The organism is Kitasatospora sp. NPDC043950, from assembly GCF_056435345.1.
Genome location: NZ_JBWKER010000033.1, coordinates 80,076 through 104,463 on the forward strand (window position 1 = coordinate 80,076; position 24,388 = coordinate 104,463).

The 24,388-nt window shown below is 73.5% G+C and carries 22 protein-coding genes and 1 pseudogene; 9 read left to right on the forward strand and 14 right to left on the reverse strand.

Annotated elements, in window-relative coordinates; genetic code table 11:
• Window positions 1–49: 49 nt before the first annotated feature.
• The 3 genes from AC07BF_RS22520 to AC07BF_RS22530 all read right to left on the reverse strand — a co-directional run bounded on the left by AC07BF_RS22520 (window position 50) and on the right by AC07BF_RS22530 (window position 4,252).
• A complete protein-coding gene (locus tag AC07BF_RS22520; protein ID WP_363580943.1) occupies window positions 50–1,273 on the reverse strand; it encodes a cation:proton antiporter in 1,224 nt (407 codons plus the stop codon).
• Between the two features lie 236 nt (window positions 1,274–1,509).
• Complete coding sequence (locus AC07BF_RS22525; protein ID WP_363580944.1) at window positions 1,510–2,841, reverse strand: NAD(P)/FAD-dependent oxidoreductase; 1,332 nt, start codon at window positions 2,839–2,841, stop codon at window positions 1,510–1,512.
• Window positions 2,842–3,346: 505 nt separating this feature from the next.
• Entirely contained in the window at window positions 3,347–4,252 is a 906-nt protein-coding gene (locus AC07BF_RS22530; RefSeq protein ID WP_400805601.1) for a TIGR01777 family oxidoreductase, read from the reverse strand.
• Window positions 4,253–4,316: 64 nt separating this feature from the next.
• Here AC07BF_RS22530 and AC07BF_RS22535 point away from each other — a divergent pair, with 64 nt between their 5' ends.
• On the forward strand, window positions 4,317–4,814 hold the full coding sequence (locus AC07BF_RS22535; RefSeq protein WP_400805603.1) for a GNAT family N-acetyltransferase: 498 nt from the start codon (window positions 4,317–4,319) through the stop codon (window positions 4,812–4,814).
• A gap of 119 nt (window positions 4,815–4,933) precedes the next feature.
• Window positions 4,934–5,995, forward strand: a complete 1,062-nt coding sequence (locus AC07BF_RS22540; RefSeq protein ID WP_363580950.1) for a DUF2510 domain-containing protein — start codon at window positions 4,934–4,936, stop codon at window positions 5,993–5,995.
• Window positions 5,996–6,037: 42 nt separating this feature from the next.
• Here the strand turns inward: AC07BF_RS22540 and AC07BF_RS22545 are convergent, their stop codons facing one another.
• The 7 genes and pseudogenes from AC07BF_RS22545 to cobU all read right to left on the reverse strand — a co-directional run.
• Window positions 6,038–6,553 (reverse strand): DUF4240 domain-containing protein, encoded by a 516-nt coding sequence (locus AC07BF_RS22545; protein WP_350885237.1) that lies wholly within the window; start codon window positions 6,551–6,553, stop codon window positions 6,038–6,040.
• Window positions 6,554–6,764: 211 nt separating this feature from the next.
• Window positions 6,765–8,543, reverse strand: a complete 1,779-nt coding sequence (gene sucB, locus AC07BF_RS22550) for a 2-oxoglutarate dehydrogenase, E2 component, dihydrolipoamide succinyltransferase (protein ID WP_478333831.1) — start codon at window positions 8,541–8,543, stop codon at window positions 6,765–6,767.
• 56 nt (window positions 8,544–8,599) lie between these two features.
• Window positions 8,600–9,988, reverse strand: a complete 1,389-nt coding sequence (lpdA, locus tag AC07BF_RS22555) for a dihydrolipoyl dehydrogenase (RefSeq protein ID WP_363580954.1) — start codon at window positions 9,986–9,988, stop codon at window positions 8,600–8,602.
• A gap of 406 nt (window positions 9,989–10,394) precedes the next feature.
• Complete coding sequence (locus AC07BF_RS22560; RefSeq protein WP_363580956.1) at window positions 10,395–11,900, reverse strand: leucyl aminopeptidase; 1,506 nt, start codon at window positions 11,898–11,900, stop codon at window positions 10,395–10,397.
• A gap of 260 nt (window positions 11,901–12,160) precedes the next feature.
• Window positions 12,161–12,940: an adenosylcobinamide-GDP ribazoletransferase gene (locus AC07BF_RS22565; protein ID WP_478333832.1), complete on the reverse strand. Its 780-nt coding sequence runs from the start codon at window positions 12,938–12,940 to the stop codon at window positions 12,161–12,163.
• Between the two features lie 87 nt (window positions 12,941–13,027).
• Window positions 13,028–14,143 carry a nicotinate-nucleotide--dimethylbenzimidazole phosphoribosyltransferase gene (locus tag AC07BF_RS22570; RefSeq protein WP_363628804.1) on the reverse strand — a complete coding sequence of 372 codons (1,116 nt, stop codon included), beginning with the start codon at window positions 14,141–14,143 and terminating at the stop codon, window positions 13,028–13,030.
• Between the two features lie 28 nt (window positions 14,144–14,171).
• A pseudogene (gene cobU, locus AC07BF_RS22575) lies at window positions 14,172–14,783 on the reverse strand (bifunctional adenosylcobinamide kinase/adenosylcobinamide-phosphate guanylyltransferase); the annotation flags it as partial.
• 78 nt (window positions 14,784–14,861) lie between these two features.
• On the opposite strand from cobU, the gene AC07BF_RS22580 reads away from it, so the two are divergent.
• Window positions 14,862–15,062, forward strand: a complete 201-nt coding sequence (locus tag AC07BF_RS22580; protein ID WP_350886321.1) for a hypothetical protein — start codon at window positions 14,862–14,864, stop codon at window positions 15,060–15,062.
• 17 nt (window positions 15,063–15,079) lie between these two features.
• Here the strand turns inward: AC07BF_RS22580 and AC07BF_RS22585 are convergent, their stop codons facing one another.
• Entirely contained in the window at window positions 15,080–15,820 is a 741-nt protein-coding gene (locus AC07BF_RS22585) for a methyltransferase domain-containing protein (RefSeq protein WP_363580980.1), read from the reverse strand.
• Between the two features lie 158 nt (window positions 15,821–15,978).
• Window positions 15,979–16,569 (reverse strand): DUF3043 domain-containing protein, encoded by a 591-nt coding sequence (locus AC07BF_RS22590; RefSeq protein WP_350886323.1) that lies wholly within the window; start codon window positions 16,567–16,569, stop codon window positions 15,979–15,981.
• Between the two features lie 298 nt (window positions 16,570–16,867).
• Here AC07BF_RS22590 and AC07BF_RS22595 point away from each other — a divergent pair, with 298 nt between their 5' ends.
• The gene (locus AC07BF_RS22595; RefSeq protein ID WP_363580962.1) at window positions 16,868–17,671 is read left to right on the forward strand and encodes a PspA/IM30 family protein; all 804 of its coding nucleotides are present in this window, start codon (window positions 16,868–16,870) and stop codon (window positions 17,669–17,671) included.
• A gap of 37 nt (window positions 17,672–17,708) precedes the next feature.
• Window positions 17,709–18,002 carry a PspA-associated protein PspAA gene (gene pspAA / locus AC07BF_RS22600; RefSeq protein WP_363622262.1) on the forward strand — a complete coding sequence of 98 codons (294 nt, stop codon included), beginning with the start codon at window positions 17,709–17,711 and terminating at the stop codon, window positions 18,000–18,002.
• A gap of 86 nt (window positions 18,003–18,088) precedes the next feature.
• On the opposite strand, the gene nadA is transcribed toward pspAA, so the two are convergent.
• Window positions 18,089–19,273 (reverse strand): quinolinate synthase NadA, encoded by a 1,185-nt coding sequence (gene nadA, locus AC07BF_RS22605; RefSeq protein ID WP_400333622.1) that lies wholly within the window; start codon window positions 19,271–19,273, stop codon window positions 18,089–18,091.
• 219 nt (window positions 19,274–19,492) lie between these two features.
• Here nadA and AC07BF_RS22610 point away from each other — a divergent pair, with 219 nt between their 5' ends.
• The 3 genes from AC07BF_RS22610 to AC07BF_RS22620 all read left to right on the forward strand — a co-directional run bounded on the left by AC07BF_RS22610 (window position 19,493) and on the right by AC07BF_RS22620 (window position 22,672).
• On the forward strand, window positions 19,493–20,416 hold the full coding sequence (locus AC07BF_RS22610) for an NADP-dependent oxidoreductase (protein ID WP_363580966.1): 924 nt from the start codon (window positions 19,493–19,495) through the stop codon (window positions 20,414–20,416).
• Between the two features lie 204 nt (window positions 20,417–20,620).
• A complete protein-coding gene (locus AC07BF_RS22615; protein WP_363580968.1) occupies window positions 20,621–21,085 on the forward strand; it encodes an Lrp/AsnC family transcriptional regulator in 465 nt (154 codons plus the stop codon).
• Between the two features lie 219 nt (window positions 21,086–21,304).
• A complete protein-coding gene (locus tag AC07BF_RS22620) occupies window positions 21,305–22,672 on the forward strand; it encodes a pyridoxal phosphate-dependent decarboxylase family protein (RefSeq protein ID WP_244293334.1) in 1,368 nt (455 codons plus the stop codon).
• Window positions 22,673–22,763: 91 nt separating this feature from the next.
• On the opposite strand, the gene AC07BF_RS22625 is transcribed toward AC07BF_RS22620, so the two are convergent.
• Window positions 22,764–23,624 (reverse strand): GNAT family N-acetyltransferase, encoded by an 861-nt coding sequence (locus tag AC07BF_RS22625; RefSeq protein ID WP_478333833.1) that lies wholly within the window; start codon window positions 23,622–23,624, stop codon window positions 22,764–22,766.
• Between the two features lie 246 nt (window positions 23,625–23,870).
• Between AC07BF_RS22625 and erpA the strand changes: the two genes are divergently transcribed.
• Entirely contained in the window at window positions 23,871–24,224 is a 354-nt protein-coding gene (erpA, locus tag AC07BF_RS22630; RefSeq protein WP_030391519.1) for an iron-sulfur cluster insertion protein ErpA, read from the forward strand.
• Window positions 24,225–24,388 lie beyond the last annotated feature (164 nt).

Sequence of the window (24,388 nt, forward strand, 5' to 3'; positions counted from 1 at the left end):
CCCCGGCGGCGGGTAGGACCGCCTCGGCGACGGGCGGGGGCGAAGCGGCTCACCAGCTCTCGGCCCGGACGCGCGGCTGCCCGGCCTCCGGTGCGGGCGGCCGGACGCCGCCGCGCACCCGCTGCGCCACCAGCGGGAACACCAGCACCGAGAGCAAGCCGGCGCCGACCAGCGCGGCGGCCGTCGAGGACGGCAGGTGACCGTCGTCCACCTCGATGGTGGTGATCACCACGACCAGCGGCAGCGCCGTCGCGCCGTAGAGCCCGAGCGCCGTGCGGTCCCGTCGGCCGAGTCCGGCCGGGGCGAGCAGCCCGGCGGGCAGCCCGCGCACGGCCAGGAGCAGCAGCAGGAACACCGGGACGAGCAGTATCGTGCCGGGGTCGTCCAGCAGGGCGGACAGGTCGAAGTTCATCCCGCTGACCACGAAGAACACCGGCACCAGGAAACCGAAGCCGATGCTCTCCAGCTTGGCCTCGATCACCTCCTCCTCGGCCCGGCGGATGTCGGAGAGCAGCAGCCGGGAGACGATCCCGGCGGTGAAGGCGCCGAGCAGCATGTCCAGGTCGAGCCAGATCGCGGCGGCCACCATGACGGCGAGCACCAGGATCACCGCCCGGACCGCGAACTGCCCGGAGGTACGCAGGGTGCGCTCGATGAGCCGGGTGGCCCAGCCGGGCCGGGGGCGGCGTGCGCCGAGGACCGCGACGGCGGTGATCACCGCGAAGGCGCCGAGGATGACGGCCGTCCGGACCGGGGAGTTGCCGCTGAGCAGGATGGCGATCGCGATGATCGGCCCGAACTCGCCGACCGCCCCGGTGGCCATCACCAACGATCCGAAGGGGGTGGGGAGTTCGCCGGAATCGCGGAGGATCGGCAGGATGGTTCCGAGGGCGGTGGTGGTGAGCGCGAGCCCGGCGAAGGCGCCGTTCAGCGGGTCCCGGTTGACCAGCGCGCCCACGCCGAGCGCCGCCACGAGCGTGACCAGCCACGCGGTGCCCGCCCGTTTCAGCGGGCCGCCGCGCAGCTTGGCGAAGTCGATCTCGTACCCGGCCAGGAACATCAGCATGGCCAGGCCGAACTGGGAGAGCGCGTTGACCAGGTCGTCGACGTGCGCCCAGTTCAGGACGTCGGGGCCGATCAGGACGCCGAGCAGGATCTCGAACACGACGGTCGGGACGGCGATCCACCGCAGCAGGCGGTCGGCGAGCAGCGGCGCGGCGACGGCCGCGGCGGGGATCAGGATCAGGGCCACCGGCTGGACGGCGGCGCTCACCGCGCAACCGGCCGTACGGTGTAAATCATCCGATGAGCGGTCATGTCGGCATCCTGGCATGTCGCCGCTCCGTCACCCACCGGCAGGTCGTCAGCGTGTCCCCGGAGCCAGACCCGGAGCCTGCCGGATCGGGAGCCGGAGCCGGACCCGGAGCCCGCCGGGCCGGGAGCCGGACGGGCCGGGAGCCGGACGGGCCGGGAGCCGGACGGGGAGCCCGCAGGCCGACCCCGCCAGGCTCAGGCCGCCGCCTCGGCCTCCCGGGCGTTGGTCGGGACGCCGAGGTCGCGCAGCACGGCCTGCGCCGCCCGCCGCCCGGAGACCAGCGCGCCCTGCACGGTGCTGGTGTCCCGGTGGTCCCCGGCGACGTACAGCCCGGCCAGCACCCGCACCGGGCGCCGGGGGTTGTGCGGCGGCGGCATCGCGGGCAGCGCGTCCGGGACGTGCCGCACGTTCAGGAACTGCCAGCCGGTGGTCGAGGCGCCGTACAGCTCGGCGAGCCGGACCCGGACCGCCGGTTCCAGCCCGGCCGGGCCACCCGAGTCGAAGGAGCGCCGCCCGAGCACGGTGGTGGCGATCAGTGCCTGCCCGGCAGGGGCGTACGAGGGGTGCAGTTCGCTGAGCACCAGGGAGTGCGAGACCAGCGGCGGCTGCCCGCCGGGCCGGTCGCCGTCGAGCAGCAGGACGGCCTCACCCAGCGGGGTGCGGTCGGCCGCGTGGTAGAAGGTCGTGACGGGGTGGAAGTCCGGCAGCCGTAGCCCGGGCAGCAGTTCGGCGGCGGAGCGGGCGTCGGTGGCGAGGACGACGGCCTGGGCGCCGATCCGCCCGTGGGTGGCGGTCTCCACGCCGTCGGCGGCGATCGAGGTGACCTGCACCCCGGTGCGTACGGTGCCGGCGGGCAGGGTGGTGGCCAGCTGGGCCGGCACGGCCGCGATCCCGCCGGCGGGCAGACAGAGCCGCCCGCGCGCGTAGGAGCGCAGGACCAGGTCGGCGATCCGGCTGCTGGTGCCGAGGGCGGGGTCGCTGAGCAGCGCGCTGAGCAGTGGCCGTAGGAAGCCGTCGAGGGTGCGCGGGGCGAGCCCGTGGCCGGCCAGCGCGCGGGCGGTGGTGGTCTCCGGGCGGGCCTTGAGGCGGCTGGCGGGGGTGGTGGCGAGCCGGCCGAGCCAGCTGCCGAGCCGGGCCTTGTCCAGCGGGCTGCCGAGTGGGGCGCGGGTGGCGGCCTGCCGGGCGGTGGTGAGCTGCGGGTCCCCGGTGCGGTAGCGCCGGCCGCCGCTGTGCACGAGGACTCCGGCCGCGAGTGGGCGCAGGTCGAGGCGGTCGAGGTCGAGGACGCGGCGGAGTTCGGGGAAGGCGGTGTTCAGCAGGTGGCTGCCGTCGTCGAGCCGGAATCCGTCCAGTTCGCGGGTGGCCATCCGGCCGCCGATCCGCTCCGTGGCCTCAAGGATCTGCACGGTGAGGCCGCGGCCGGTGAGCGTGCGTGCGGCGGCCAGGCCGGCGAGTCCGGCGCCGATGACGATGACGTCAGGGTCGGACGGGCGGCGGGCGCGGCGGGTGAAGTCGTATGTGGGCACTGGCGTGCTCCCTCCCTGGTCCCGGGGCTCCGGCCGACGCAGGCAGCGGGGTGCCGGGACACGGTCCGACGGTGTGATGCCCAGTCAGTGTGAGCATCAGACAAGCGCATCGGGCCCGATCCAAGGGGCGAGAGGGGGCGCGCGGCACCGGGCGGGAGCGCGGTCACGGACAGTGCGCCGTTGGGGCCGGGTTCCGGGGTCGGCGGGCGCGCACGGTCACCGGGGGCGTGCGACGCGCCTGGTGTGTGCTCCCATGCGCCCCCTCCCGGAGCCCCGTCCGACCCCCACCCGATCTCCGCCCGGCATATGCCCCTGGCCAGGGCGAATGCCGTAGCCACCGTACGCAGCGGGACGTACCGGAGCCCTGCGGCGGAGCCCGCACCGGAGCCCCGCGGCGGACGGCAGGGCTCCGCGACGCCGGTCGCCCCCAGCGTCACTCACAGCACCGTGCGCACCATCCCGGCGCCACTCACAGCGCCGCGCGCACCGCCACTCACAGCGCCACTCACAGCGCCGCGCGCACCGCCGCGTCCACGTCCGGGTGCGCGAAGCGGAAGCCCGCGTCCAGCAGCCGCCGCGGCACCACCCGGTGGCTGCCGACCACCTCGACCGCCAGCTCGCCGAGCACCACCTTGAGCACCGCCTCCGGCACCGGGAACGGGGTCGGCCGCCGGAGCACCCGCCCGAGCGCCGCCGTCAGCTCGGCGTTGGTGACGGGGTCGGGCGCGGTGAGGTTGACGGCGCCGGAGAGGTCGTCCCGGTCGATCAGGAACCGCAGCGCGGCGACCTGGTCGGCCAGTGAGATGAAGCTCCAGTACTGCCGTCCGTCGCCGAGCCGCCCGCCCAGCCCCAGCTTGAACAGCGGGAACAGCCGCGCGCCGGCCCCGCCGGTTGCGGACAGCACCATCCCGGTGCGCGGGTGGACGACCCGGATGCCGGCCAGCTCGGCCGGCCGCGCGGCCGCCTCCCACTCGACGCAGACCTCGGCCAGGAAGTCGTCGCCGGCGGGGGAGTCCTCGTCGATCACCCGGTCGCCGGTCTGCCCGTACCAGCCGACGGCGGAGGCGCTGACCAGCACCCGGGGCGGCTCCTTGAGCGCGGCCAGCGCGACGGCCAGCGTCTCGGTGCCGAGTGCCCGGCTCTCCCGGATCTCCCGCTTGTAGGCGTCCGTCCAGCGGTGGTCGCCGACCCCGGCGCCGGCCAGGTGCACGACCGCCTCGACCCCGGCCAGTCCGTCCTGCTCGACCTGGCCGAGCAGCGGGTTCCAGCCGATGGCCGTGCTGCCGTCGGGCTGCGGGCCCGTCCTGGAGCGGCGCCGGACCAGCCGGACCACCTCGTGGCCGTCCGCCAGCAGGGAGCGGACGAGCGCCGAACCGATCAATCCCGTGGAGCCCGTGACAGCGATGCGCATGCGTCCATCCTCCCAGTTCCCAAGGCCCTGTCATGTCGGCATGCGCCTCATTAGCATGACGCGCATGCACGAGGACAATCTGATCATCCGCCCAGCTCAACCCGAGGACGAGGGCGAACTCGCCGTTCTCAACCGTGCCGCCTGGTCCCCGCTGGCCGACGTCTCCCCGCAGCCGCCCGAGGAGGACGGCGTCTTCGACGAACGGCACACCCCGGAGCAGTACCTGCTCGCCCTCCTGGACGGCCGGGTGGTCGGCTACGTCCGCCAGGTCCCGCCGACCCCGCTGGCCAGCAACCGGCACGTCCGGCAGATCCAGGGCCTGGTCGTCGACGGCACGGCCCGCGGCCGGGGTGTCGGCCGGCGCCTGGTCGAGGCGGCCTGCGAGGCCGCCCGGGCCGCGGGCGCGCGCAAGCTGACCCTGCGGGTGCTCGGCTGGAACGCCCCGGCCCGCCGCCTCTACGAGGGCTGCGGCTTCGTCGTCGAGGGCTCGCTGGCGGAGGAGTTCCTGATCGACGGGTCCTACGTGGACGACATCTGGATGGCCCGCCGCCTGGCGGACTGACCCGCCCGACCGGCCTTGCCGGCCGCCACATCTGACGAGTAGTCAGATGTGGCGGGTGGTGCAGAGTCGTGACCGATCCGCTCTGTCTGGACCGGCACCCCGCCGGGTACCGTACGGCCGTGAGCAACTCGACGCCCCCCGGGTGGTACCCGGTCCCCGGTGCGGACGGCACCCCCGGTCACGAGCGCTGGTGGGACGGCAACGCCTGGACCAGCGAGCTGCGCCCGCTCCAGGGCGGCGTCGGCCACCTCGCCGACGCCCCCACCCAGGGCTGGCAGCCCCCCGGCCGGCAGCCCGGGTACGGCTACGGCGGTCCGCAGGACGCCCCCGGCTACCCGGGCAGCGCCCCCGCCCCGGGCTACGGCTACCCGGGCCAGGACGGCTACTACCCGGCCCAGGACGGCTACCCCGCCCAGGGCGCGGGCTACGGCTACCCGGCGCCGGGCTACCCGCCGCAGCAGCCGGCGCCCCGCCGGATGAGGCCCGGCCTGGTCGTCGGCATCGCGGTCGCCGTCCTCGCCGTGGGCGGGATCGTCGCCGGGATCGTGCTCAGTGGCGGCTCCCCGCAGGCCGACCCGGCCCCGAACCCGACGGTCACCATCACCCGGAGCGGCCCCGCCCCGAGCCCCACGGTGGGCACGTCCGCCCCGACGCCCGCGCCCAAGCCGGCGCCGACCGTCAGGAGCACCGTCCCGGACGCCCAGCACGCGATCACCGTCCCGGTGTTCGACGGCTGGGACGTGGCGCCCAACTCCCCGCACTCCACGGTCTACCTGGGCACCGGCCGCTACACCTGCCCGGACGGCAGCTCCTGCATCCGCGGCCAGTTCTCGGTGGAGAAGGACACCGTCCAGGGCGTCACCGCCAAGACGGCCGCCGAGGCCACGATGCCCGCGTACGCCGGCCAGATCTTCACCGGGATCAGCTCGCACACCGACTCCGGCTCCGGCTACACGACCGTCGCGGGCGTGTCCGGCTACGCCGTGCGCTGGCACATCCGCACCGCGGACGGCACCCAGGGCTACGTCCTGCTGGCGGCCGTCCCGGCCAAGGGCGGCGGCTTCGTGGTGTTCGAGGGCGGGGTGGACGACACCCCGAGCGCGCCGGACGCGTCCGTGCTGGACCAGATCCTCAAGGGCGTCAAGCAGGACGGCACGTCCGGCGGCGGCAGCACCGCCTGACGCGTCCGGCCCCGCTCATGCCGTGGGCGTGTCTGACGCGTCCTAATCCCCGTAGCGCTCCCAGAGCTTGGGAAACCGTTTCGCCATGACGTCCGGGTCGTCGAAGTCCAGCGCGGCCCCGGCCGGTCGGCCGGACTGCCGCCCGCCCACCTCGGGCAGCGGAAGTCCGGTCAGCTGCTCGTACGCCTCGTCGGCGGCGTAGCCGAGGTCCTCGGCCTCGCCGTCCTCCTCCTCGTCGAACTCGGGCAGCAGGTCCGCCAGGTCGTCAGGCTCGAACAGGGCGCCCTCGAAGACGTCCCGGCCCTGGCCGATCAGCCAGCAGCGGAAGTAGTCGAAGGTGTCGTCGGAGGCGCCGTCCAGCAGCAGGTAGGCGGCGCCCCAGAGGTCGTGGCGGTAGGCCCGCTGGAACCGGGCCTCGAACAGCCGGGCGAAGTCGATGACGTCGTCCGGGGTCAGCTGGACCAGCCGTTCCACCAGCCGGTCGGCCTGCTCGTCCGGATCGCCGTCGGCGTCCTCCCGGGTCTCGTCGATCATCTGCCAGAAGTCGGTCTCGTCCATCACCGCTCCAGCATCCCCGTTCGCAAGCCCCCGCGCATGCCATGGCCCGGCGAAACGCTGGTGATGTTCGACGCAGCCAGGCGCGGCCCGAGACAACCGGACGCGGCCGGAAGCAGGCGGACAGCAGGCGGGCCCGGGCAACGGCGGAGCCCCGCGCCGTCCAGGGACGACGCGGGGCTCCGTGCAGCCGAAACCGCGGACCGGCAGTGCCTTACAGGCCGAGCTCGACCTCGAACTCGCCAGCCTCCAGGATCTCCTTGACCGCGACCAGGTAGCGGGCGGCGTCGGCGCCGTCCACCAGGCGGTGGTCGTAGGAGAGCGACAGGTAGGTCATGTCACGGATGCCGATGGCGGTGCCGCCGTCGGCCTCGATGACCACCGGGCGCTTGACGGTGGCACCGATGCCCAGGATGGCGACCTGGTTCGGCGGCACGATCACGGTGTCGAACAGCGCACCGCGCGAGCCGGTGTTGCTGATGGTGAAGGTGGCGCCGGACAGCTCGTCCGGGGTGATCTTGCTGTCGCGGACCTTGGCGGCCAGCTCGGCGGTCTTCTTCGAGATGCCGGCGATGTTGAGGTCGCCCGCACCCTTGATGACCGGGGTCATCAGACCCTTCTCGGAGTCCACCGCGATACCGATGTTCTCGGTGTCGAAGTAGGTGATGGTGCCCTCGGCCTCGTTGATCCGGGCGTTGACGACCGCGTGGGTCTTCAGCGCCTGGGCGGCGGCCTTGACGAAGAACGGCATCGGGGACAGCTTGACGCCCTCGCGGGCGAGGAAGCCCTCCTTGGCCTTGCCGCGCAGCGACATGATCTTGGTGACGTCCACCTCGACCACGCTGGTCAGCTGGGCCTGCTCGTGCAGGGCCTTCAGCATGTTGTCGCCGATGACCTTGCGCATGCGGGTCATCTTGACCGTCTGGCCGCGCAGGGCGGACGGCGCGGCGGCGGCCTTCGGCGCAGCGGCCGGAGCGGCGGCGGCGACCGGGGCCGGGGCGGCCTTGGCGGCCTCCGCGGCGGCGACGACGTCCTGCTTGCGGATGCGGCCGCCGACGCCGGTACCGGCGACGGAGGACAGCTCGACACCGTGCTCGGCGGCGAGCTTGCGCACCAGCGGGGTGACGTAGGCGTCACCGGCGTCGGCCACCGGGGCAGCCGGCGCGGCCGGGGCGACGGGAGCCGGAGCGGCGACCGGAGCGGGCGCGGCCGGGGCCACCGGGGCCGGAGCGGCGGCGACCGGAGCCGGAGCAGCCGGAGCGACGGGGGCCGGGGCAGCCGGAGCCGGAGCGGCCACCGGAGCCGGAGCGGCGACCGGAGCCGGGGCAGCCACGGGGGCCGGGGCGGCGACCGGGGCCGGGGCGGCGGCGACGGCACCCGCGGCACCGATCAGCGCGAGCTGGGCGCCGACCTCGGCGGTCTCGTCCTCGCCGACCAGGATCTTCACCACGACACCGGCGATCGGCGACGGGATCTCGGTGTCGACCTTGTCGGTGGAGACCTCGAGCAGCGGCTCGTCGACCTCGACCGTCTCACCCTCGGCCTTCAGCCAACGGGTGACGGTGCCCTCGGTGACCGACTCGCCCAGCGCGGGCAGCAGGACCGGGGTGGCGTCGGCAGCCGGAGCGGCAGCCGGAGCCGCCGGGGCGGCAGCGGCGACCGGGGCGGGGGCGGCGGGCGCCTCCACGACCGGGGCCGGGGCGGCGACGGGCGCGGCCTCGGCGACCGGGGCCGCAGCGGCGACCGGGGCACCGGAGCCGTCGTCGATGATCGCCAGCTCGGCGCCGACGTCGACGGTCTCGTCCTCGCCGACCTTGATCGAGGCCAGGATGCCGGAGGCCGGCGACGGGATCTCGGTGTCGACCTTGTCGGTCGACACCTCGAGCAGCGGCTCGTCGACCTCGACACGCTCACCCTCGGCCTTCAGCCAACGGGTGACGGTGCCCTCGGAAACGCTCTCGCCCAGCGCGGGCAGTGTTACTGAGACCGCCATGGTTTCAGCGACTCCTATCAAGTCTTGCGTACTGGAAATGGGGGGTGGTGGCGTGATCAGTCGTGCGCGTGCAGCGGCTTGCCGGCCAGCGCCAGGTGCGCCTCGCCCAGGGCCTCGGACTGGGTCGGGTGCGCGTGGATGAGCTGCGCGACCTCGGCCGGCAGGGCCTCCCAGTTGTAGATCAGCTGAGCTTCGCCGACCTGCTCGCCCATGCGGGCGCCGACCATGTGGACGCCGACCACGGCGCCGTCCTTGACCTGGACGAGCTTGATCTCGCCGGCGGTCTTCAGGATCTTGCTCTTGCCGTTGCCGGCCAGGTTGTACTTGAGGGTGACGACCTTCTCCTTGCCGTACAGCTCGACGGCCTTGGCCTCGGAGATGCCGACGGAGGCCACCTCGGGGTTGGAGTAGGTCACGCGCGGGACGCCGTCGTAGTCGATCGGCACCGGCTTGAGGCCGGCCAGGCGCTCGGCGACCAGGATGCCCTCGGCGAAGCCGACGTGGGCCAGCTGCAGGGTCGGGGCGAGGTCGCCGACGGCCGAGATGGTGGGCACGTTGGTGCGCATGTACTCGTCGACCAGGACGTAGCCGCGGTCCATCGCGACGCCGTTCTCCTCGTAGCCGAGGCCGGACGAGACCGGGCCGCGGCCGATGGCGACGAGCAGCAGGTCGGCGTCGATCTGCTTGCCGTTCTCGGTGGAGACGCGGACACCGGCCTCGGTGTACTCGACGCCCGAGAAGCGGGCCTTCAGCTCGAACTTGATGCCGCGCTTGCGGAACGCGCGCTCCAGCAGCTTGGAGGAGTTCTCGTCCTCCAGCGGGACGAGGTGCGGCAGCGCCTCGACGATGGTGACCTCGACGCCGAAGGACTTCCAGACCGAGGCGAACTCGACGCCGATCACGCCGCCGCCGAGGATGACGGCCGACTTCGGGATGCGGTCGAGCTTGAGGGCGTGGTCCGAGGAGATCACGCGGTTGCCGTCGATCTCCAGGCCCGGGATCGAGCGCGGCACGGAGCCGGTGGCCAGGACGATGTGGCGGCCCTCGATGCGCTGGCCGTTGACGTCCACCGAGGTCTGCGAGGAGAGCTTGCCCGCGCCCTGGATGAAGGTGACCTTGCGGGAGGCGACCAGGCCCTGGAGGCCCTTGTACAGGCCGGCGATGACGTCGTCCTTGTACTTGTGGACGCCGTTGATGTCGATGCCCTGGAAGGTGGCCAGAACGCCGAACTCGGCGGCCTCCTTCGTCTCGTCCGCGATCTCGGCGGCGTGCAGCAGAGCCTTGGTCGGGATGCAGCCGCGGTGCAGGCAGGTGCCGCCCAGCTCCCCCTTCTCGACCAGGGCGACGCTCAGGCCCAGCTGAGCGGCGCGGAGCGCCGCGGCGTAACCGCCGCTTCCGCCTCCGAGAATGACTACGTCGAAAACGGTGCTGGCGTCGTTCGCCACGTCACGTCCTCCATGCAATGGGGTGGGTCGCCGGGCCGGTCGCGGTCCGGTGGGTCGGAAGCCTTTGTGAGGCGCCCAGTCGTGCCGGAAATACATCTTCGCACTTGTTCGCGGTGGCTGATGTCCGGGTCCACCCCAGGGGTGTCCCACAGAGCGGTCACCGGGGCGGGAATACCCCCGACGGAAGGGCATCATTGCAGCTCAACGCGGGGTTGACAGCCGCCGGACGGGCGTCGGCGCGGCCCTGCGGCGCCATGTCTTCCGCAGGGTGGAACAAAGTTTCGCCCGCAGCGAACAGAGGTGCGGGGCGGGGTCCCGGCCTACTCGCGGGTAACCGGCGCCGGCGCGCGAACGCCGACGGGGGCCCGGCGCACGCGCGCCGGACCCCCGTCGACTCGGTGCCTGATCAGGCCTTGTTGCCCGCCGCGGTCTGCTCGGCGAACCGGACCAGGGTGCGAACCGCGCTCGCGGTGCCGCCCTTCGGGGTGTAGCCGAACGGCGCGCTCTCGTGGAACGCCGGGCCGGCGATGTCCAGGTGCGCCCAGTCGATGCCCTCGGCCACGAACTCCTTCAGGAACAGGCCGGCCACCAGGCCGCCGCCCATCCGCTCGCCCATGTTCGCCAGGTCGGCGATGGTCGACTCGGTCATGCCCTTGCGCAGCTCGGCCGGCAGCGGCATCGGCCAGGACTGCTCGCCGACCTCGCCCGAGACGGTGTGCAGGGTCTCGCGCAGCTCGTCGTTGTTGGACATCACGCCGAAGGTGCGGTTGCCCAGGGCCAGCACCATGGCGCCGGTCAGGGTCGCCACGTCGACGATGACGTCCGGGTTCTCCTCGCCGGCGCGCACGATCGCGTCGGCCAGCACCAGACGGCCCTCGGCGTCGGTGTTCAGCACCTCGACGGTCTTGCCGCCGTACATGCGCAGCACGTCGCCGGGGCGGGTGGCGGAGCCGGACGGCATGTTCTCGGCCAGCGCCAGCCAGCCGGTCACGTTGACGGCCAGGCCCAGGCGCTTGGCGGCCACCACGGCGGCGAACACGGCGGCGGCGCCGGCCATGTCGCACTTCATGGTCTCGTTGTGGCCGGCCGGCTTCAGCGAGATGCCGCCCGAGTCGTAGGTGATGCCCTTGCCGATGAAGGCCAGCGTGGCCTTCGCCTTCGGGTGGGTGTAGGCCACCTTCACCAGCCGCGGCGGGTTGGCCGAGCCGTTGCCGACGCCCAGCAGGCCGCCGAAGCCGCCCTTGAGCAGCGCCTTCTCGTCCAGCACCTCGACCTTGAGGCCGTGCTCCTTGCCGGCCGCCTGGGCGATCGCGGCGAAGCTCTTCGGGTTCAGGTCGTTCGGCGCGGTGTTGACCAGGTCACGGGCCCGGTTCATCTCCTCGCCGACCGCGGCGGCGCGCTCCACGGCCGCCTTGGCGTCCTTGCTGCCCTTGCGGGGGGCCAGCACGACCAGCTCGCCGACCGGCTCCTTGCCGCTGCCGTCGGCCTTGTAGGTGCCGAAGGCGTACGAGCCGAGCAGGCCGCCCAGCGCGACGGCCTCGACCTCGTCCGCGGACTCGGTCGGCAGGGCCAGCGCGGCCTTCTTGGCGCCGGCCAGGGTGCGGGCGGCGACACCAGCGGCGCGGCGCAGCGCCTCCAGCTGGTAGCCGGCCTCGGCGGCCTCGCCGAGGCCGACCGCGAGCACGAGCGCGGCCTTCAGGCCGGCGGGGGAGGGCACCTTGACGGCCTCGCCCTCGGCGCCGGTCGCGCCCAGGGTGCTGAGGACCTCGGTCAGCTTGCCCTCGAACGCCTCGTTCACGGCCTCGGAGCCGGGGGCCAGCACGATGCCCTTGGGGCCCTTGGCGACACCGACCACCAGGGCGTCCGCGCGCAGCGAGGCGGCGGAGGAGGTGCTCACAGACAATGCAGTCACGTAATGCGTCCTGTTCTTTCGCGGTCCACGGCCGGTTGCGGCGAGGCTGCCGCACCGGCGCAACCCGCCGTCGCAGGCCGGACCGCCCGGCACGCTCCGGGTCCGGGCCCCCTGGCGCGCGCACCCGCGCAGGTCGCGGCCACGCACACCAGAGGCCCCGGCTCCTCGGGTCACGCCGGGCGGGCAGGACCTGCGACGGTGCAGGGCTGCGGTGCTCCCCGCATGGTAGTCCGCATGGTGGGATCACGCGCCGCCCGGTATCAGCCGAGCAACGCCAGGGCGAACAGCGAGGCGGTCGCGGCGGTTTCCGCCATCGCGCCGAGCACGTCCCCGGTGATTCCGTCGAACCGCCGTACGCAGCGCCGGAGCAGCAGCTGGGCGCAGCCGACGCCAAGCACAACGGACAGGGGGAGACGGAGGATTGACGATCCGTCAAACAGTCCGAGTGCGGCCAGGGCGAGCGCCGCGGCGGCCGTCCCCGCGACCGCTCCGGCGGGTGCCACGGTGCCCGCCACCATCGCGCCCAGGCCGCCCGGCCGGGCGGCCGGCACCGACCGCAGGCAGCCCCAGGCGAGCGCGCACCGCGCGGTCACCGCCGACGCCAGCACCGCGAGCGCGCCGCGCGTGGTCGACTCGGCGAACTGTCCGGCCAGCGCCGCGATCTGGGCCAGCAGCACGAGAACGAGGGTCAGGACGCCGAACGGGCCGATGTCGGACTGCTTCATGATGCGCAGCGCGTCCTCGGCCGGTTTCCCGCTGCCCAGGCCGTCGGCCACGTCCGCCAGACCGTCCAGGTGCAGCCCCCGGGTGAGCGCGGCCAGCACCCCCACCGCCGCCACCGCCCCGAGCAGCCCGCCGGCCCGCCAGGCCACCAGCGCCCCCGCCCCGGCGCCCGCCGCGCCGAGCACCAGCCCCACCATCGGGGCCGCCGTCATCGCCCGCGCCGCCGCGGCCCGGTCCCACCGCTCCACCCGCACCCGCAGCACGGACAGCGTCCCGAACCCGAACCGGAGCCCCTCGGCCCAACTGGCGCCCTGCACGACGTGTTTCCCTCCGAACGGAAGCGCCCCGTCCGATGTGCCGGACGGGGCGCCCATGATCCTGGTGCCACGGGTTGCTGCGGGTTCCTACAGCCGCCGCAGCAGGTCCGCCGCCGACGGTAGCTTCGGCTGCTCCTTCGGCGCCGACGGCACGAACGGCCGCGGGGCCTCGTCCGCGAGCGCGTCGCCCGCGGCCTGGAGCAGAGGTAGGGCCAGCAGCGCGCCGAGGCCCTCGCCCATGGTGATCCCCTGGTCCTGCAACGGCGTCAGGGTGAGGCGGTCGTAGGCCTTGGCCTGGGCGGGCTCGCCGCTCGACTGCCCGGCCCGCCACCACTCCGGCGCCCGGAAGGCGATCCGCTGCGCGACCAGCGCGCAGGCCGCCGAGACGACGCCGTCCAGCACCACCGGGAGCCGTCGCGCCGCGGCCTGGAGCAGGAAGCCGGTGATCGCCGCGAAGTCGGCCCCGCCGGTGGCGCCGAGCAGCGCCAGCTGGTCGCCGAGGACGGGCCGGGCCCGCCGCAGGGAGTCGCGGATGGTGGCGCACTTGACCATCCAGACCCGGTCGTCGACGCCCGAGCCGCGCCCGGTGACGGCGGCCGCGTCCGTTCCGCACAGCGCGCCGACCAGGACGGCGGCGACGGTGGTGGCGCCGACGCCGAGGTCGCCGAGCAGCACCAGGTCGGTGCCGGCGTCGGCCTCCTCGTCGGCGACGGCCATGCCGGCCCGGAAGGCCCGCGCGGTCTCCTCGGGGGTGAGCGCGTCCTCGACGTCGATCCGGCCGGAGCCGCGCCGGATCCGGTGGGTGACCACGTCGTCCGGGAAGTCGGCGGGGTCGGCGTCCACCGCGACGTCGACGACCCGCACCTCGGCGCCGTAGCGCCGGGCCAGCCGGGTGACCGGCGCGGTGCCGTCCAGGACGGCGCGCACCCGCGCGGCGGTGCCGCCCTTGGCGGGCAGCCGGGACACCCCGAGCGCGGCCACGCCGTGGTCGGCGGCGAACAGCAGCACCTTGGGGGCCGACACCGGCCGCACGGGGGATCGCCCCTGTACGGACGACAGCCAGCTGCCCAGCTCCTCCAGCTTGCCGAGCCCGCCGCGCGGCCGGCCGGCCTCCTGCCAGCGTTCCTCGGCGGCCCGTCGGGCGCTCTCGTCGGGGCGCTCGACGAGCGAGGAGAACGTATCGAGATCCACGGTCGTGTCCATCGTCCGGAAGGCTACACGCCGCAGATGTTCAGGCGGCGGCTGGCTTGACGGTCAGAACCTGCCCGGCCACGACCAGCAGCACACGCTCGGAGGCGTCCGCCACGGCCATGTTCAGCCGGCCCAGGGTGTCGCGGAAGCGCCGGCCGGCGGCGGTCGCCGGGACGACGCCCATCCCGACCTCGTTGCTGACCGCGACGGCCGTGCGCCCGGTGGCCGCCCAGGCCCGCGCCAGGGCCTCGCAGCGCCGTTGGACGGCGGCCTCCCCGCCCGCCGCCCAGACCGCGTCGTCCCAGGCGCCGCACTCGTCCATCACGGCGGTCAGCCACAGCGCCAGGCAGTCGACCAGCACCGGCGCCGGGTCGGTCCGGTCGGCCAGCACGGCCTCCAGGCCGCAGGTCTCGGCGGTGCGCCAGCTCGCCGGCCGCCGCTCGCGGTGCAGCGCGACCCGCTGGGCCCACTCGGCGTCGCCGTCCCGGGCGCCGCCGGTGGCCACGTACAGGACGTCCGGGTGGTCGGCGAGCAGCTGCTCGGCCCGGGTGGACTTGCCGGAGCGGGCGCCGCCGAGCAGCAGCGTGCGGGGGAGCGGGTGGTGGATCGCCATGCCGCCCATCCTGCCCGACCGGGCATCCGGACCGTCCGGCCAGGCATACGGAAGATCGGGCCGGGCAGGCTAAGGTGCGCAGCACGCAGGCAGCGTCGTCGGTGGGAGGAGCCGGGCATGGTCTGGACGTGGCGGTACGAGAAGGCGGACGGCACCGCGGTGGTGCCGGAGGGCGCTCAGGAGGAGTTCGCCGGTCAGGGGGACGCCGAGACCTGGATCGGGGAGTCCTGGAAGCAGCTCGCCGAGGACGGCATCGACACGGCGGTCCTGCTGGACGACGACCGGGTGATCTACTCGATGAGCCTGCACGAGGCGTAACCGCCGTCGCGGGGCCGCTACTTGGCGCCGACCACGTGCAGCAGCGCGGCGACCTGCCGGTACGGGTCGGTGCGGCCGGCCCGGTCCTCGGCCTCCAGCAGCTGGGCGAGCTGCCGCCCGTCCACCGGCGGGGTCGCGTCGTCGGGCGCGTTGTCGGTGAAGACCCGTACGCCGTACCAGTGCTTCAGCGGCACCGACACCTCGGAGAGGGTGACGGTGAGGTCGGCGAGGCGGTCGGCGCGGGCGGCCAGCCCGAGCCGGTTGTAGTACCGGTCGCTCTCGAAGGCGTGCAGGGCGGCCCGCCAGTCCCCGGCGGCGGCGGGCCGCAGGGCGAGCGCGTCGCGGTTGCGGACCAGCAGCGAGAGCAGCCCGCCCGGGGCCAGCAGCCGGGCCAGCGAGGCGATCATCGGGTCGGGGGCGGGCAGGTACATCAGGACGCCGTGGCAGAGCACCACGTCGAAGCTGCGCGGGCCGAACCAGCGCCCGCACTGGTGGGCGTCGCCGCTGAGCAGTTGCAGCCGGCCGGCAACCTCCGGCGGTTCCTCGGCGAGCGCCCCCTGGGCGACGCCGAGCGCGACCGGGTCGGAGTCGATGCCGGTGACGTAGTGGCCGGCCCGGGCCAGGCGCAGCGCCTGGGTGCCCTGGCCGCAGCCGATGTCGAGGACGCGCTGCGCGGTGCGGCCGGCCAGCTGCTCGGCGAGCTGCCGGGAGACCAGTTCCTGGCGGACGAAGTTGCGCAGTCCGCCGAGCCGGTCCAGCCAGGCGCCGGTACCGCCGGCGAAGGAGCCGCTGCGCGAGGGCAGCCGGCGCTCCTGGCCGATCCGGTCGTGGCCGCCGTCCCCCTGCCCCGGCAACGCGTACAGGCCGGGCCCCTCCCAGGAAGGGGGGGCCCAGCCGGAGTCCACCGGTTCGGCGGTCAGGGCTTCTCTCCGCGCCGCACCTGCGGCTTGGGCAGTCGCAGCCGGCGCATCTGCAGGATGCGCATCAGGCCGTAGGCGACCGCGCCGCGGGTGTTCTGGCCGGCGAAGCGCTCGGCGAACTGCTTGCGCAGACCGAAGCCGAGGCGGACGAAGTCCAGGATCACCAGCACGAAGAACAGCAGGAACAGCAGCGTGGACAGCAGCTGGATGGCGGGCACCTTGATGATGCTCAGCACCAGGATGACCACGGCGGCGGGCAGGAAGAACTCGGCGAGCGACCAGCGGGCGTCCACGTAGTCGCGGGCGAACTTGCGCACCGGGCCCTTGTCACGGGCCGGCAGGTGGCGCTCGTCGCCCTCCAGCAGCGCGGTGCGCTGCTTCTCGCGCTCGGAGCGCATCCGCTCGCGGGCCTGGCGGGCGGCCTCCTTGCGGTCCTTGGGCACCGTCACCCGGGTGCGCCGGTTGGCCTCGGCCTCACTGCGCTTGGGCGTTGGCCGGCCCTTCTTGGCCTGGGGGTGGCGGGTCTCGTCCGGCTTCTCCAGCACGGTGGCGGAGGCGGCTGCATCATCTGAACGGCGTCGGAACACACCACCAGCGTACGGGGTGCCGGGCGGCTTCTCGGGGTCCCCTCGGACCCAAACGCGTATCAATCCGCGAGGTCGGCGCCCGCCGGGGTTTCCCGGCCCCTTCCCGTAGGGGATCAATCGGATGGACTATGGAGGGGATGAGAGGCGGATCCACCCGGGGGAGGAGGAACTCCGCTGGTCGCTGTAGCAGTCTTGTAGCAGGCAGGTGCACTGCGGCGACGGGCTCGCTGCACATACACTCGTCGTGTCTGGTATCGAGATAGAGACCGCAGGCCGGAGAAGGGGGCACCCGAGGCCCATGAGCGACGGAATCATGAAGCGTATGGGGTTGATCTTCCGCTCCAAGGCGAACAAGGCCTTGGACCGGGCGGAGGATCCCCGAGAGACGCTCGACTACTCCTACCAGAAGCAGCTCGAACTGCTGCAGAAGGTACGGCGTGGCGTCGCGGACGTCGCGACCTCGCGCAAGCGCCTGGAACTCCAGCTGACCCAGCTCCAGCAGCAGTCGGCGAAGTACGAGGACCAGGGCCGCAAGGCGCTGTCCCTGGGCCGCGAGGACCTCGCGCGCGAGGCGCTGACCCGCCGGGCCAACATGCAGTCCCAGATCACCGACCTGGAGACGCAGTACCAGGCCCTCCAGGGCGAGGAGGAGAAGCTCACGCTCGCCTCCCAGCGGCTGCAGGCCAAGGTGGACGCCTTCCGCACCAAGAAGGAGACCATCAAGGCCACCTACACCGCCGCTCAGGCGCAGACCCGCATCGCCGAGTCCTTCTCCGGGATCTCGGAGGAGATGGGCGACGTCGGCCTGGCCATCCAGCGGGCCGAGGACAAGACGGCCCAGATGCAGGCCCGGGCCGGTGCGATCGACGAGCTGCTGGCGTCCGGTGCGCTCGACGACTCCAGCGGTCTCGGCCGCAAGGACGACATCGAGGCCGAGCTGGAGCGGGTGGCCGGCGGCACCGACGTCGAGCTGGAGCTGGCCCGGATGAAGGCCGAGCTGGGGGGCCCGTCCTCCGGTCCGGCCGCGATCGAGCAGGGCAATTCGCAGCAGCCGCAGGCCCAGCCGCAGCAGGACACCCCGCGCATCAACTACAACAAGTGATCTGAGCTCCATCCCACGAACCAGGGAGACGCACGGCATGATCATGAGGGTCATGGGTGAGGGGCAGTACGAGGTGGGCGAGTCCCACCTGAACCTGCTCAACGAGCTCGACGCCGAGCTCGTCACCGCAGTGGAGTCGGGGGACGAGGAGCACTTCCGTCGGGCCTACGGCAAGCTGCTGGACGCGGTGAAGCAGTTCGGCACTCCGGTGCCGCTGGATTCACTGGCGCCGTCCGAGCTGATCCTGCCGAGCGCCGAGGCGACGATCGACGAGGTCCGCGAGATGTTGATGGCCGACGGCGAGGGTGTGATCCCGGGCTACCCCGAGTAGCCGCCGCGGCCGGTGCCAGACGAAAGGGCGGGTCCCCTCCGGTGGGAGGGGACCCGCCCTTCGTCGTGTCCCGGCGGCCGGGCCGGCTACGGCAGGGCCAGCATCCGGTCCAGCGCCGCCTTGGCGTACTTCTCGGTCTCCGGGTCGACGGTGATCACGTTCGGCACCCGGCCCTCGACCAGCGACTCCAGCGCCCAGACGAGGTGCGGCAGGTCGATCCGGTTCATGGTGGAGCAGAAGCAGACCGTCCGGTCCAGGAAGACGATCTCCTTGTCCGGGTGGGCCTTGGCCAGGCGGCGGACCAGGTTCAGCTCGGTGCCGATGGCCCACTTGGAGCCGGGCTCGGCGGCGTCCAGCGCCTTGATGATGTACTCGGTCGAGCCCACCATGTCGGCGGCCGAGACGACCTCGTGCTTGCACTCGGGGTGCACCAGCACGGTGACGCCGGGGATCCGCTCGCGCACGTCGTTCACCGAGTCCACGCTGAACCGGCCGTGCACCGAGCAGTGGCCGCGCCACAGGATCATCTTGGCGTCCCGCAGCTGCTCGGCGGTCAGGCCGCCGTTCGGCTTGTGCGGGTTGTACAGGACGCAGTCGTCCAGCGAGAGGCCCAGATCGCGCACCGCGGTGTTGCGGCCGAGGTGCTGGTCGGGCAGGAACAGGACCTTCTGGCCCTGCTCGAAGGCCCACTCCAGGGCGCGTTCGGCGTTGGAGGAGGTGCAGATGGTGCCGCCGTGCTTGCCGGTGAAGGCCTTGATGTCGGCGGAGGAGTTCATGTACGAGACCGGGACGGTGACGTCGGCTATGCCGGCGTCGGTCAGCACGTCCCAGCACTCGGCGACCTGCTCGGCGGTGGCCATGTCGGCCATCGAGCAGCCGGCCGCGAGGTCCGGGAGGACGACCTGCTGGGCGTCGCCGGTCAGGATGTCGGCGGACTCGGCCATGAAGTGCACGCCGCAGAAGACGATGTACTCGGCCTCCGGGCGGGCCGCCGCGTCCCGCGCGAGCTTGAAGGAGTCGCCGGTGACGTCGGCGAACTCGATCACCTCGTCGCGCTGGTAGTGGTGTCCGAGGATGAAGACGCGGTCACCGAGCGCGGCCTTGGCGGCGCGGGCGCGCTCGACGAGGTTCGGGTCGGAGGCCGGGGGGAGGTCGCCGGGGCACTCGACGCCGCGCTCGCTGTTCGGGTCGGCCTCGCGGCCGAGCAGCAGCAGAGCGAGCGGCGTCGGAGTGGGGTCGACGCCGTGGGTCTCGGTGATGGTGGTGGTCACGGGCGGGTGCCCTTCTGTGCGGCCGATCAAGCCTGAAGCCTTTTCGTCTATCTGACGCTATCTATGATAACCGGTTGGTGTCAGAGTGACGATGGCCATCCTGTCGATGTGACGAGAACCGCTCGCCGAATCGGACCCTGGCGGAACCGGATGACCGTTTTGGGGTGGTCCTCGCGTGGCCGAATCGATATCCGGCCGGGCCCGGGTATGGCTGAGGCCATGAAGGCAATCGCGATCAACCGCTACGGCGGCCCCGAAGTCGTCGAGTACACCGACCTGCCCGACCCCAAGGTCGGTCCGGACTCGGTCCTGGTGCGGATGCGGGCGGCCGGGGTGAACCCGGTGGACTGGAAGATCCGGGACGGCGCCCTGGACGGCCTGCTGGACGCGCACTTCCCGCTCGTCATGGGCTGGGACCTGGCCGGCGTGGTCCGCGCCGTCGGCGGCGGCGTCACCGAGTTCGCGCCCGGCGACGAGGTCTACGGCTACGTCCGCAAGGACACCGTCGAGCACGGCACCTACGCCGAACTCGTCTCCGCCCCGGTCCGCACCCTCGCCCGCAAGCCGGCCGCACTGGACTGGGCCCAGGCCGGCGGCCTGCCGCTGGCCGGGCTCACCGCGCTGCAGAGCCTCAAGGCACTGCGGCTGCGGGCGGGGGAGACCCTGCTGGTGCACGCCGCGGCCGGCGGGGTCGGGCACCTGGCCGTCCAGATCGCCCGGGCCCTCGGCGCCCGGGTGATCGGCACCGCGGGCGAGCGCAACCACGACTACCTGCGCGGCCTCGGCGCCGAGCCGGTGCTCTACGGCGAGGGCCTGGCCGACCGGGTCCGGGCGCTCGCCCCGGGCGGGATCGACGCGGCCCTCGACCTGGTCGGCCACGGCGCCGTCCCGCTCTCGGCGAGCCTGGTGGCGGACCAGAGCCGGATCGCCTCGATCACCGACTTCGGGGTGAAGGCCCTCGGCGGCCACTACGTCTGGGTCCGCCCGGACGCCGCGGACCTCGCCGAACTGGCTGCGCTGGCCGACGACGGCCGGCTGACCGTCACCGTCGCCTCCACCTTCCCGCTCTCCCAGGCGGCCTCCGCCCAGGCGCTCAGCGCCGAGGGCCGCACCCGGGGCAAGATCGTCCTGCTGGCCGACTGACGGCGGACTGACGGCGGACCGGCTGCCGACCGGCGGCGGACCACCGACGGACCACCGGCCGTCATCTGCCAGCGGTGAACTCGCTCCTGACATCCGCCAGAATGGTTGGCGAACCGTTTCGGCAGCCGCCCCTACCGCCCTCCGTCCGAGGGCCCGCCGCCCGAGGCCGCAACCGACCCGTACGACCCGTGGAGCCCCGCACCGATGACCAGCAGCCGAGCGCACGAGGTGGTCGGGACCGACCTGGACGAGACCGACCGGCTCCTGCTCGCCCGGCTCGGCCGCGACGGCCGCGCCTCGTACGCCGAGATCGGCCTCCAGGTCAACCTCTCCGCCACCGCCGTGCGCCGCCGGATCGACCGGCTGCGGGCGCGCGGCGTGGTGCGGGGCTTCACCGTGGTGCTCGACCCGTCGGTGCTCGGCTGGCAGACCGAGGCCTTCGTCGAGGTCTACTGCCGCGAGCGGACCGCCCCCGAGGAGATCCTCGCCAGCCTGCGCCAGTTCCCCGAGGTGGTCGCCGCCTGGACGGTCACCGGCGACCCGGACGCCCTGGTCCACCTGCGCGCCGCCGACATGCGCCACCTGGAGGCCGTCATCGAGCGCATCCGCCGCGAGCCCGGCGTCCAGCGCAGCCGCTCCTCGGTCGTCCTCTCCCAGCTCATCGGCTAGGGCGCGCCCTAGCCCGCTTGCCCCCGTCCGGCCCCCTCCGGCCGGTGCGCAGGAATCCTGCGCGGACCGGCCCGAAGACGCCCGAAAGCTGCCTGACCAGCCGGGTTCCGACGCGCGGCGAACCCCTCCCGCTGCCTACGCTGATCACGTCCGGTCCACGCGGTGAACCGCCCCGCCGACCGGGCATCCCCCGACACCCCACAGCCGAGAGGGACAGCCGTGTCCGCAGCCCCCGACCGCATGCACCGGCCCGACAACGAACTGGTCGACCTGGTTTTCGACTACATGCGGGACCGGCTGCAGTACGACCCCGTCCCGCTCGACCACCCCGGTGACGGCGAGCACCTGCGCGCCCAGCTGGCCGGTCTGCTGAACGCGGACGGCAACGCCCCCGCCGACGTGCTCAAGCTCTACGACCACGAGCTGTCCCGCGCGGTGATCTCCGCCGACAGCCCGCGCTACCTGTCGTTCATCCCGTGCGCCCCGACCAAGGCCGCGCTGCTCTTCGACATGGTGGTCTCCTGCGCGTCCCTGCAGGGCATCTCCTGGCTGGAGGCGGCCGGCGCGATCGCCGCCGAGAACCAGGTGCTGCGCCTGATCGCCGACCGCGCCGGCCTGCCCGCCTCGGCCGGCGGCACCTTCGTCTCCGGCGGCTCCGCGGGCAACCTCTCCGCCCTCGTCGTCGCCCGCGACACCGCCCGCCGCAAGCTGGGCGTCGGGCCGGAGGCGCGGCTGCGGATCGCCGTCGCCGACCAGGTCCACTCCTCGGTCAAGAACACCTTCAACATCATCGGCGTCGAGGCCTTCAAGGTCCCCACCGTGAACCGCCGGTTCACCGGCGAGGCGCTGCGCGCCGCGCTGGCCGCCGACCCGAACCCGGAGACCGTCATCGCGGTCGTGGGCACGGCCGGGACGACCAACGAGGGCATCGTCGACGACCTCAAGGGCCTGGCCGAGGTCGCCCGCGAGCGGGACCTCTGGTTCCACGTCGACGGCGCCTACGGCGGCGCGGGCCTGTTCGCCCCCTCGGTGCGCGAGCGCTACAACGGCATCGAGCACGCCGACTCCTTCGTCGTCGACCCGCACAAGTGGCTGTTCGCCCCCTTCGACTGCGCCGCGCTGATCTACCGCAACCCGCAGCTCGCCCGGGCCGTGCACACCCAGGACGCCTCCTACCTCGACGTCCTGCACACCGAGGGCGACGAGTGGAACCCCACCGACTACGCCTACCACCTCACCCGGCGCGCCCGCGGCCTGCCGCTGTGGTTCTCCCTCGCCGTCCACGGCACCCAGGCCTACACCGACGCCATCGAGGCCGGCCTCACGCTCGCCCGGGACACCGCCCAGCTCATCCGCGACACCGACCACCTGGAGCTGTTGTTCGACCCGCAGCTCTCGGCCGTCTGCTTCAAGCGCAAGGGCTGGACCAACGAGGACTACTACCGCTGGTCGCAGCAGCTGCTCGCGGACCAGATCGGCTTCGTCACCCCCACCGGCTGGGACGGCGAGACGGTCGCCCGCTTCGCCTTCCTGCACCCGGGCACGACGATGGACATGGTCCGGGAGATCCTGGACACCATGGCCTGATCGGCCCCCGGTGACCCGTGGCCCCCGCCGGAGCAGGCAGCCGGCGGGGGGCCAGTCGTCCAGTCGTCCAGTCGTTCCGTCGTCCCGTGGTTCAGAGGAAGGCGCCGCTCGGCAGGTACGGCGCCGGCGGCCGCATCCCGCGCAGCCCGACGAAGCCCCGGCTCCGCGGGGTCAGCCCCACCTCCAGGCCGACGTCCAGCGCCCACTCCTGCTCGGCGGTCAGGAACTCCACGCGCGCCTCGACCCCGTCCGGCACCCGGGCCAGCGCCTCGCGCAGCAGCCGGGCGGCGATCCGCTTGGTGGTGGCCGCCAGCAGCTTCACCTCGCCGCCGTCCCGGTAGCAGTAGCCGCTGCCGGCCAGCGCGTCGGCGATCAGCAGTTCCTCGAAGTGGCCCAGCATCAGCTCGTGGTCCGGGCCGTGCGCGGACCCGCGCAGCCGCCGGTCCACCGAGTCCAGCAGGTGCCGGTGGACGGCGCCGCCCCGGTGCACCGGGATGTCCCCCGGGTCGAGCAGCCCGGCCCGGTCCACCCGCCCGGTCAGCCGCATCGCCGGGTGCAGGGTGAACCCGGCCAGCCGGTAGCGGCGGGCCGCCGCCGGGGACGCCGACGCGCAGACCATCCCGCGCAGGCAGCCCCGCGAGTGCGCCGCCGCCCGTTCCAGCAGCAGCCGCCCGATGCCCTTGCCCTGCGCCTGCGGCCGGACCACGAACAGCGACGGCGCCCACAGGCCCTCCCGGCGCATCGACAGCACCGCGCCGACCGGCTCCCCGCCGCTCTCCGCCAGCCAGCAGCCCTCCGGATCGGTGCGTGCCAGATGTCTGGTCCGGGCGAGCTGCAGCGGGGTCGGTGCGGGCGCCGGACCGGGCAGGGCCGGATCGGCGAACGCGGCGAGGGAGAGCTCCTGGACGGCCTCCGCGTCGGCGGCGGTGTCCCTGACCTGGCGCAGGATCATGGCCACCATCCTGGCGTCCGCGGGTCCGGCCCGGGGCCGGTTCCCCGGATTCCGCGGCTCGGGCGGTGACCCACCCTCCCGGGTTGTGCGAGCATGGGGAGCGTAGGGGACGCGGGTGGCACACCCGGCCCACGGAAATTCCGCCACCAGCAAGCCGACGAAGACAATCGCCGTTCGGGAAATGAATCCGGACGGCCGTTGGTTGGCACTGGGGGCAAACCGTCGTCAAAGACCGGGAGAAAGCAGATGACCGTCCAGGACGAGACCACCGTCGAGAGTGGCATCCTCCTTACCGATGCCGCCGCGGCCAAGGTCAAGGGCCTGCTGGAGCAGGAGGGCCGCGACGACCTCGCACTTCGCGTCGCCGTCCAGCCCGGTGGCTGCTCCGGCCTGCGTTACCAGCTGTTCTTCGACGAGCGCTCGCTCGACGGCGACGTGCTCAAGGACTTCGACGGTGTCAAGGTCGTCACCGACCGGATGAGCGCCCCGTACCTGGGCGGCGCCACCGTCGACTTCGTCGACACCATCGAGAAGCAGGGCTTCACGATCGACAACCCGAACGCCACCGGCTCCTGCGCCTGCGGCGACTCGTTCAGCTAGGCAGTACCGCTCGACGCTCGTTCGAGCCGCAGTACGGAGGCGGGGGGGGGGGGGGGGGGGGGGGGGGGAGGGGGGGGGGGGGTGGGGGGGGTGGGGGGGGGGGGGGGGGGGCGGGCACCGTATCACGATGCCTCCGCCCCGGCGTCCCAAGGTGCAGCTCCGGG

What these genes read in the sequence shown, in the direction of transcription:
- AC07BF_RS22530 (WP_400805601.1), bottom strand. Translation starts at nt 4,252, where the DNA reads ATGCGCATCGCTGTCACGGGCTCCACGGGATTGATCGGTTCGGCGCTC.
- AC07BF_RS22535 (WP_400805603.1), top strand. Translation starts at nt 4,317, where the DNA reads ATGCACGAGGACAATCTGATCATCCGCCCAGCTCAACCCGAGGACGAG.
- AC07BF_RS22545 (WP_350885237.1), bottom strand. Translation starts at nt 6,553, where the DNA reads ATGGACGAGACCGACTTCTGGCAGATGATCGACGAGACCCGGGAGGAC.
- sucB (WP_478333831.1), bottom strand. Translation starts at nt 8,543, where the DNA reads ATGGCGGTCTCAGTAACACTGCCCGCGCTGGGCGAGAGCGTTTCCGAG.
- AC07BF_RS22570 (WP_363628804.1), bottom strand. Translation starts at nt 14,143, where the DNA reads ATGGACACGACCGTGGATCTCGATACGTTCTCCTCGCTCGTCGAGCGC.
- AC07BF_RS22580 (WP_350886321.1), top strand. Translation starts at nt 14,862, where the DNA reads ATGGTCTGGACGTGGCGGTACGAGAAGGCGGACGGCACCGCGGTGGTG.
- AC07BF_RS22595 (WP_363580962.1), top strand. Translation starts at nt 16,868, where the DNA reads ATGAGCGACGGAATCATGAAGCGTATGGGGTTGATCTTCCGCTCCAAG.
- pspAA (WP_363622262.1), top strand. Translation starts at nt 17,709, where the DNA reads ATGATCATGAGGGTCATGGGTGAGGGGCAGTACGAGGTGGGCGAGTCC.
- AC07BF_RS22610 (WP_363580966.1), top strand. Translation starts at nt 19,493, where the DNA reads ATGAAGGCAATCGCGATCAACCGCTACGGCGGCCCCGAAGTCGTCGAG.
- AC07BF_RS22615 (WP_363580968.1), top strand. Translation starts at nt 20,621, where the DNA reads ATGACCAGCAGCCGAGCGCACGAGGTGGTCGGGACCGACCTGGACGAG.
- AC07BF_RS22625 (WP_478333833.1), bottom strand. Translation starts at nt 23,624, where the DNA reads ATGATCCTGCGCCAGGTCAGGGACACCGCCGCCGACGCGGAGGCCGTC.
- erpA (WP_030391519.1), top strand. Translation starts at nt 23,871, where the DNA reads ATGACCGTCCAGGACGAGACCACCGTCGAGAGTGGCATCCTCCTTACC.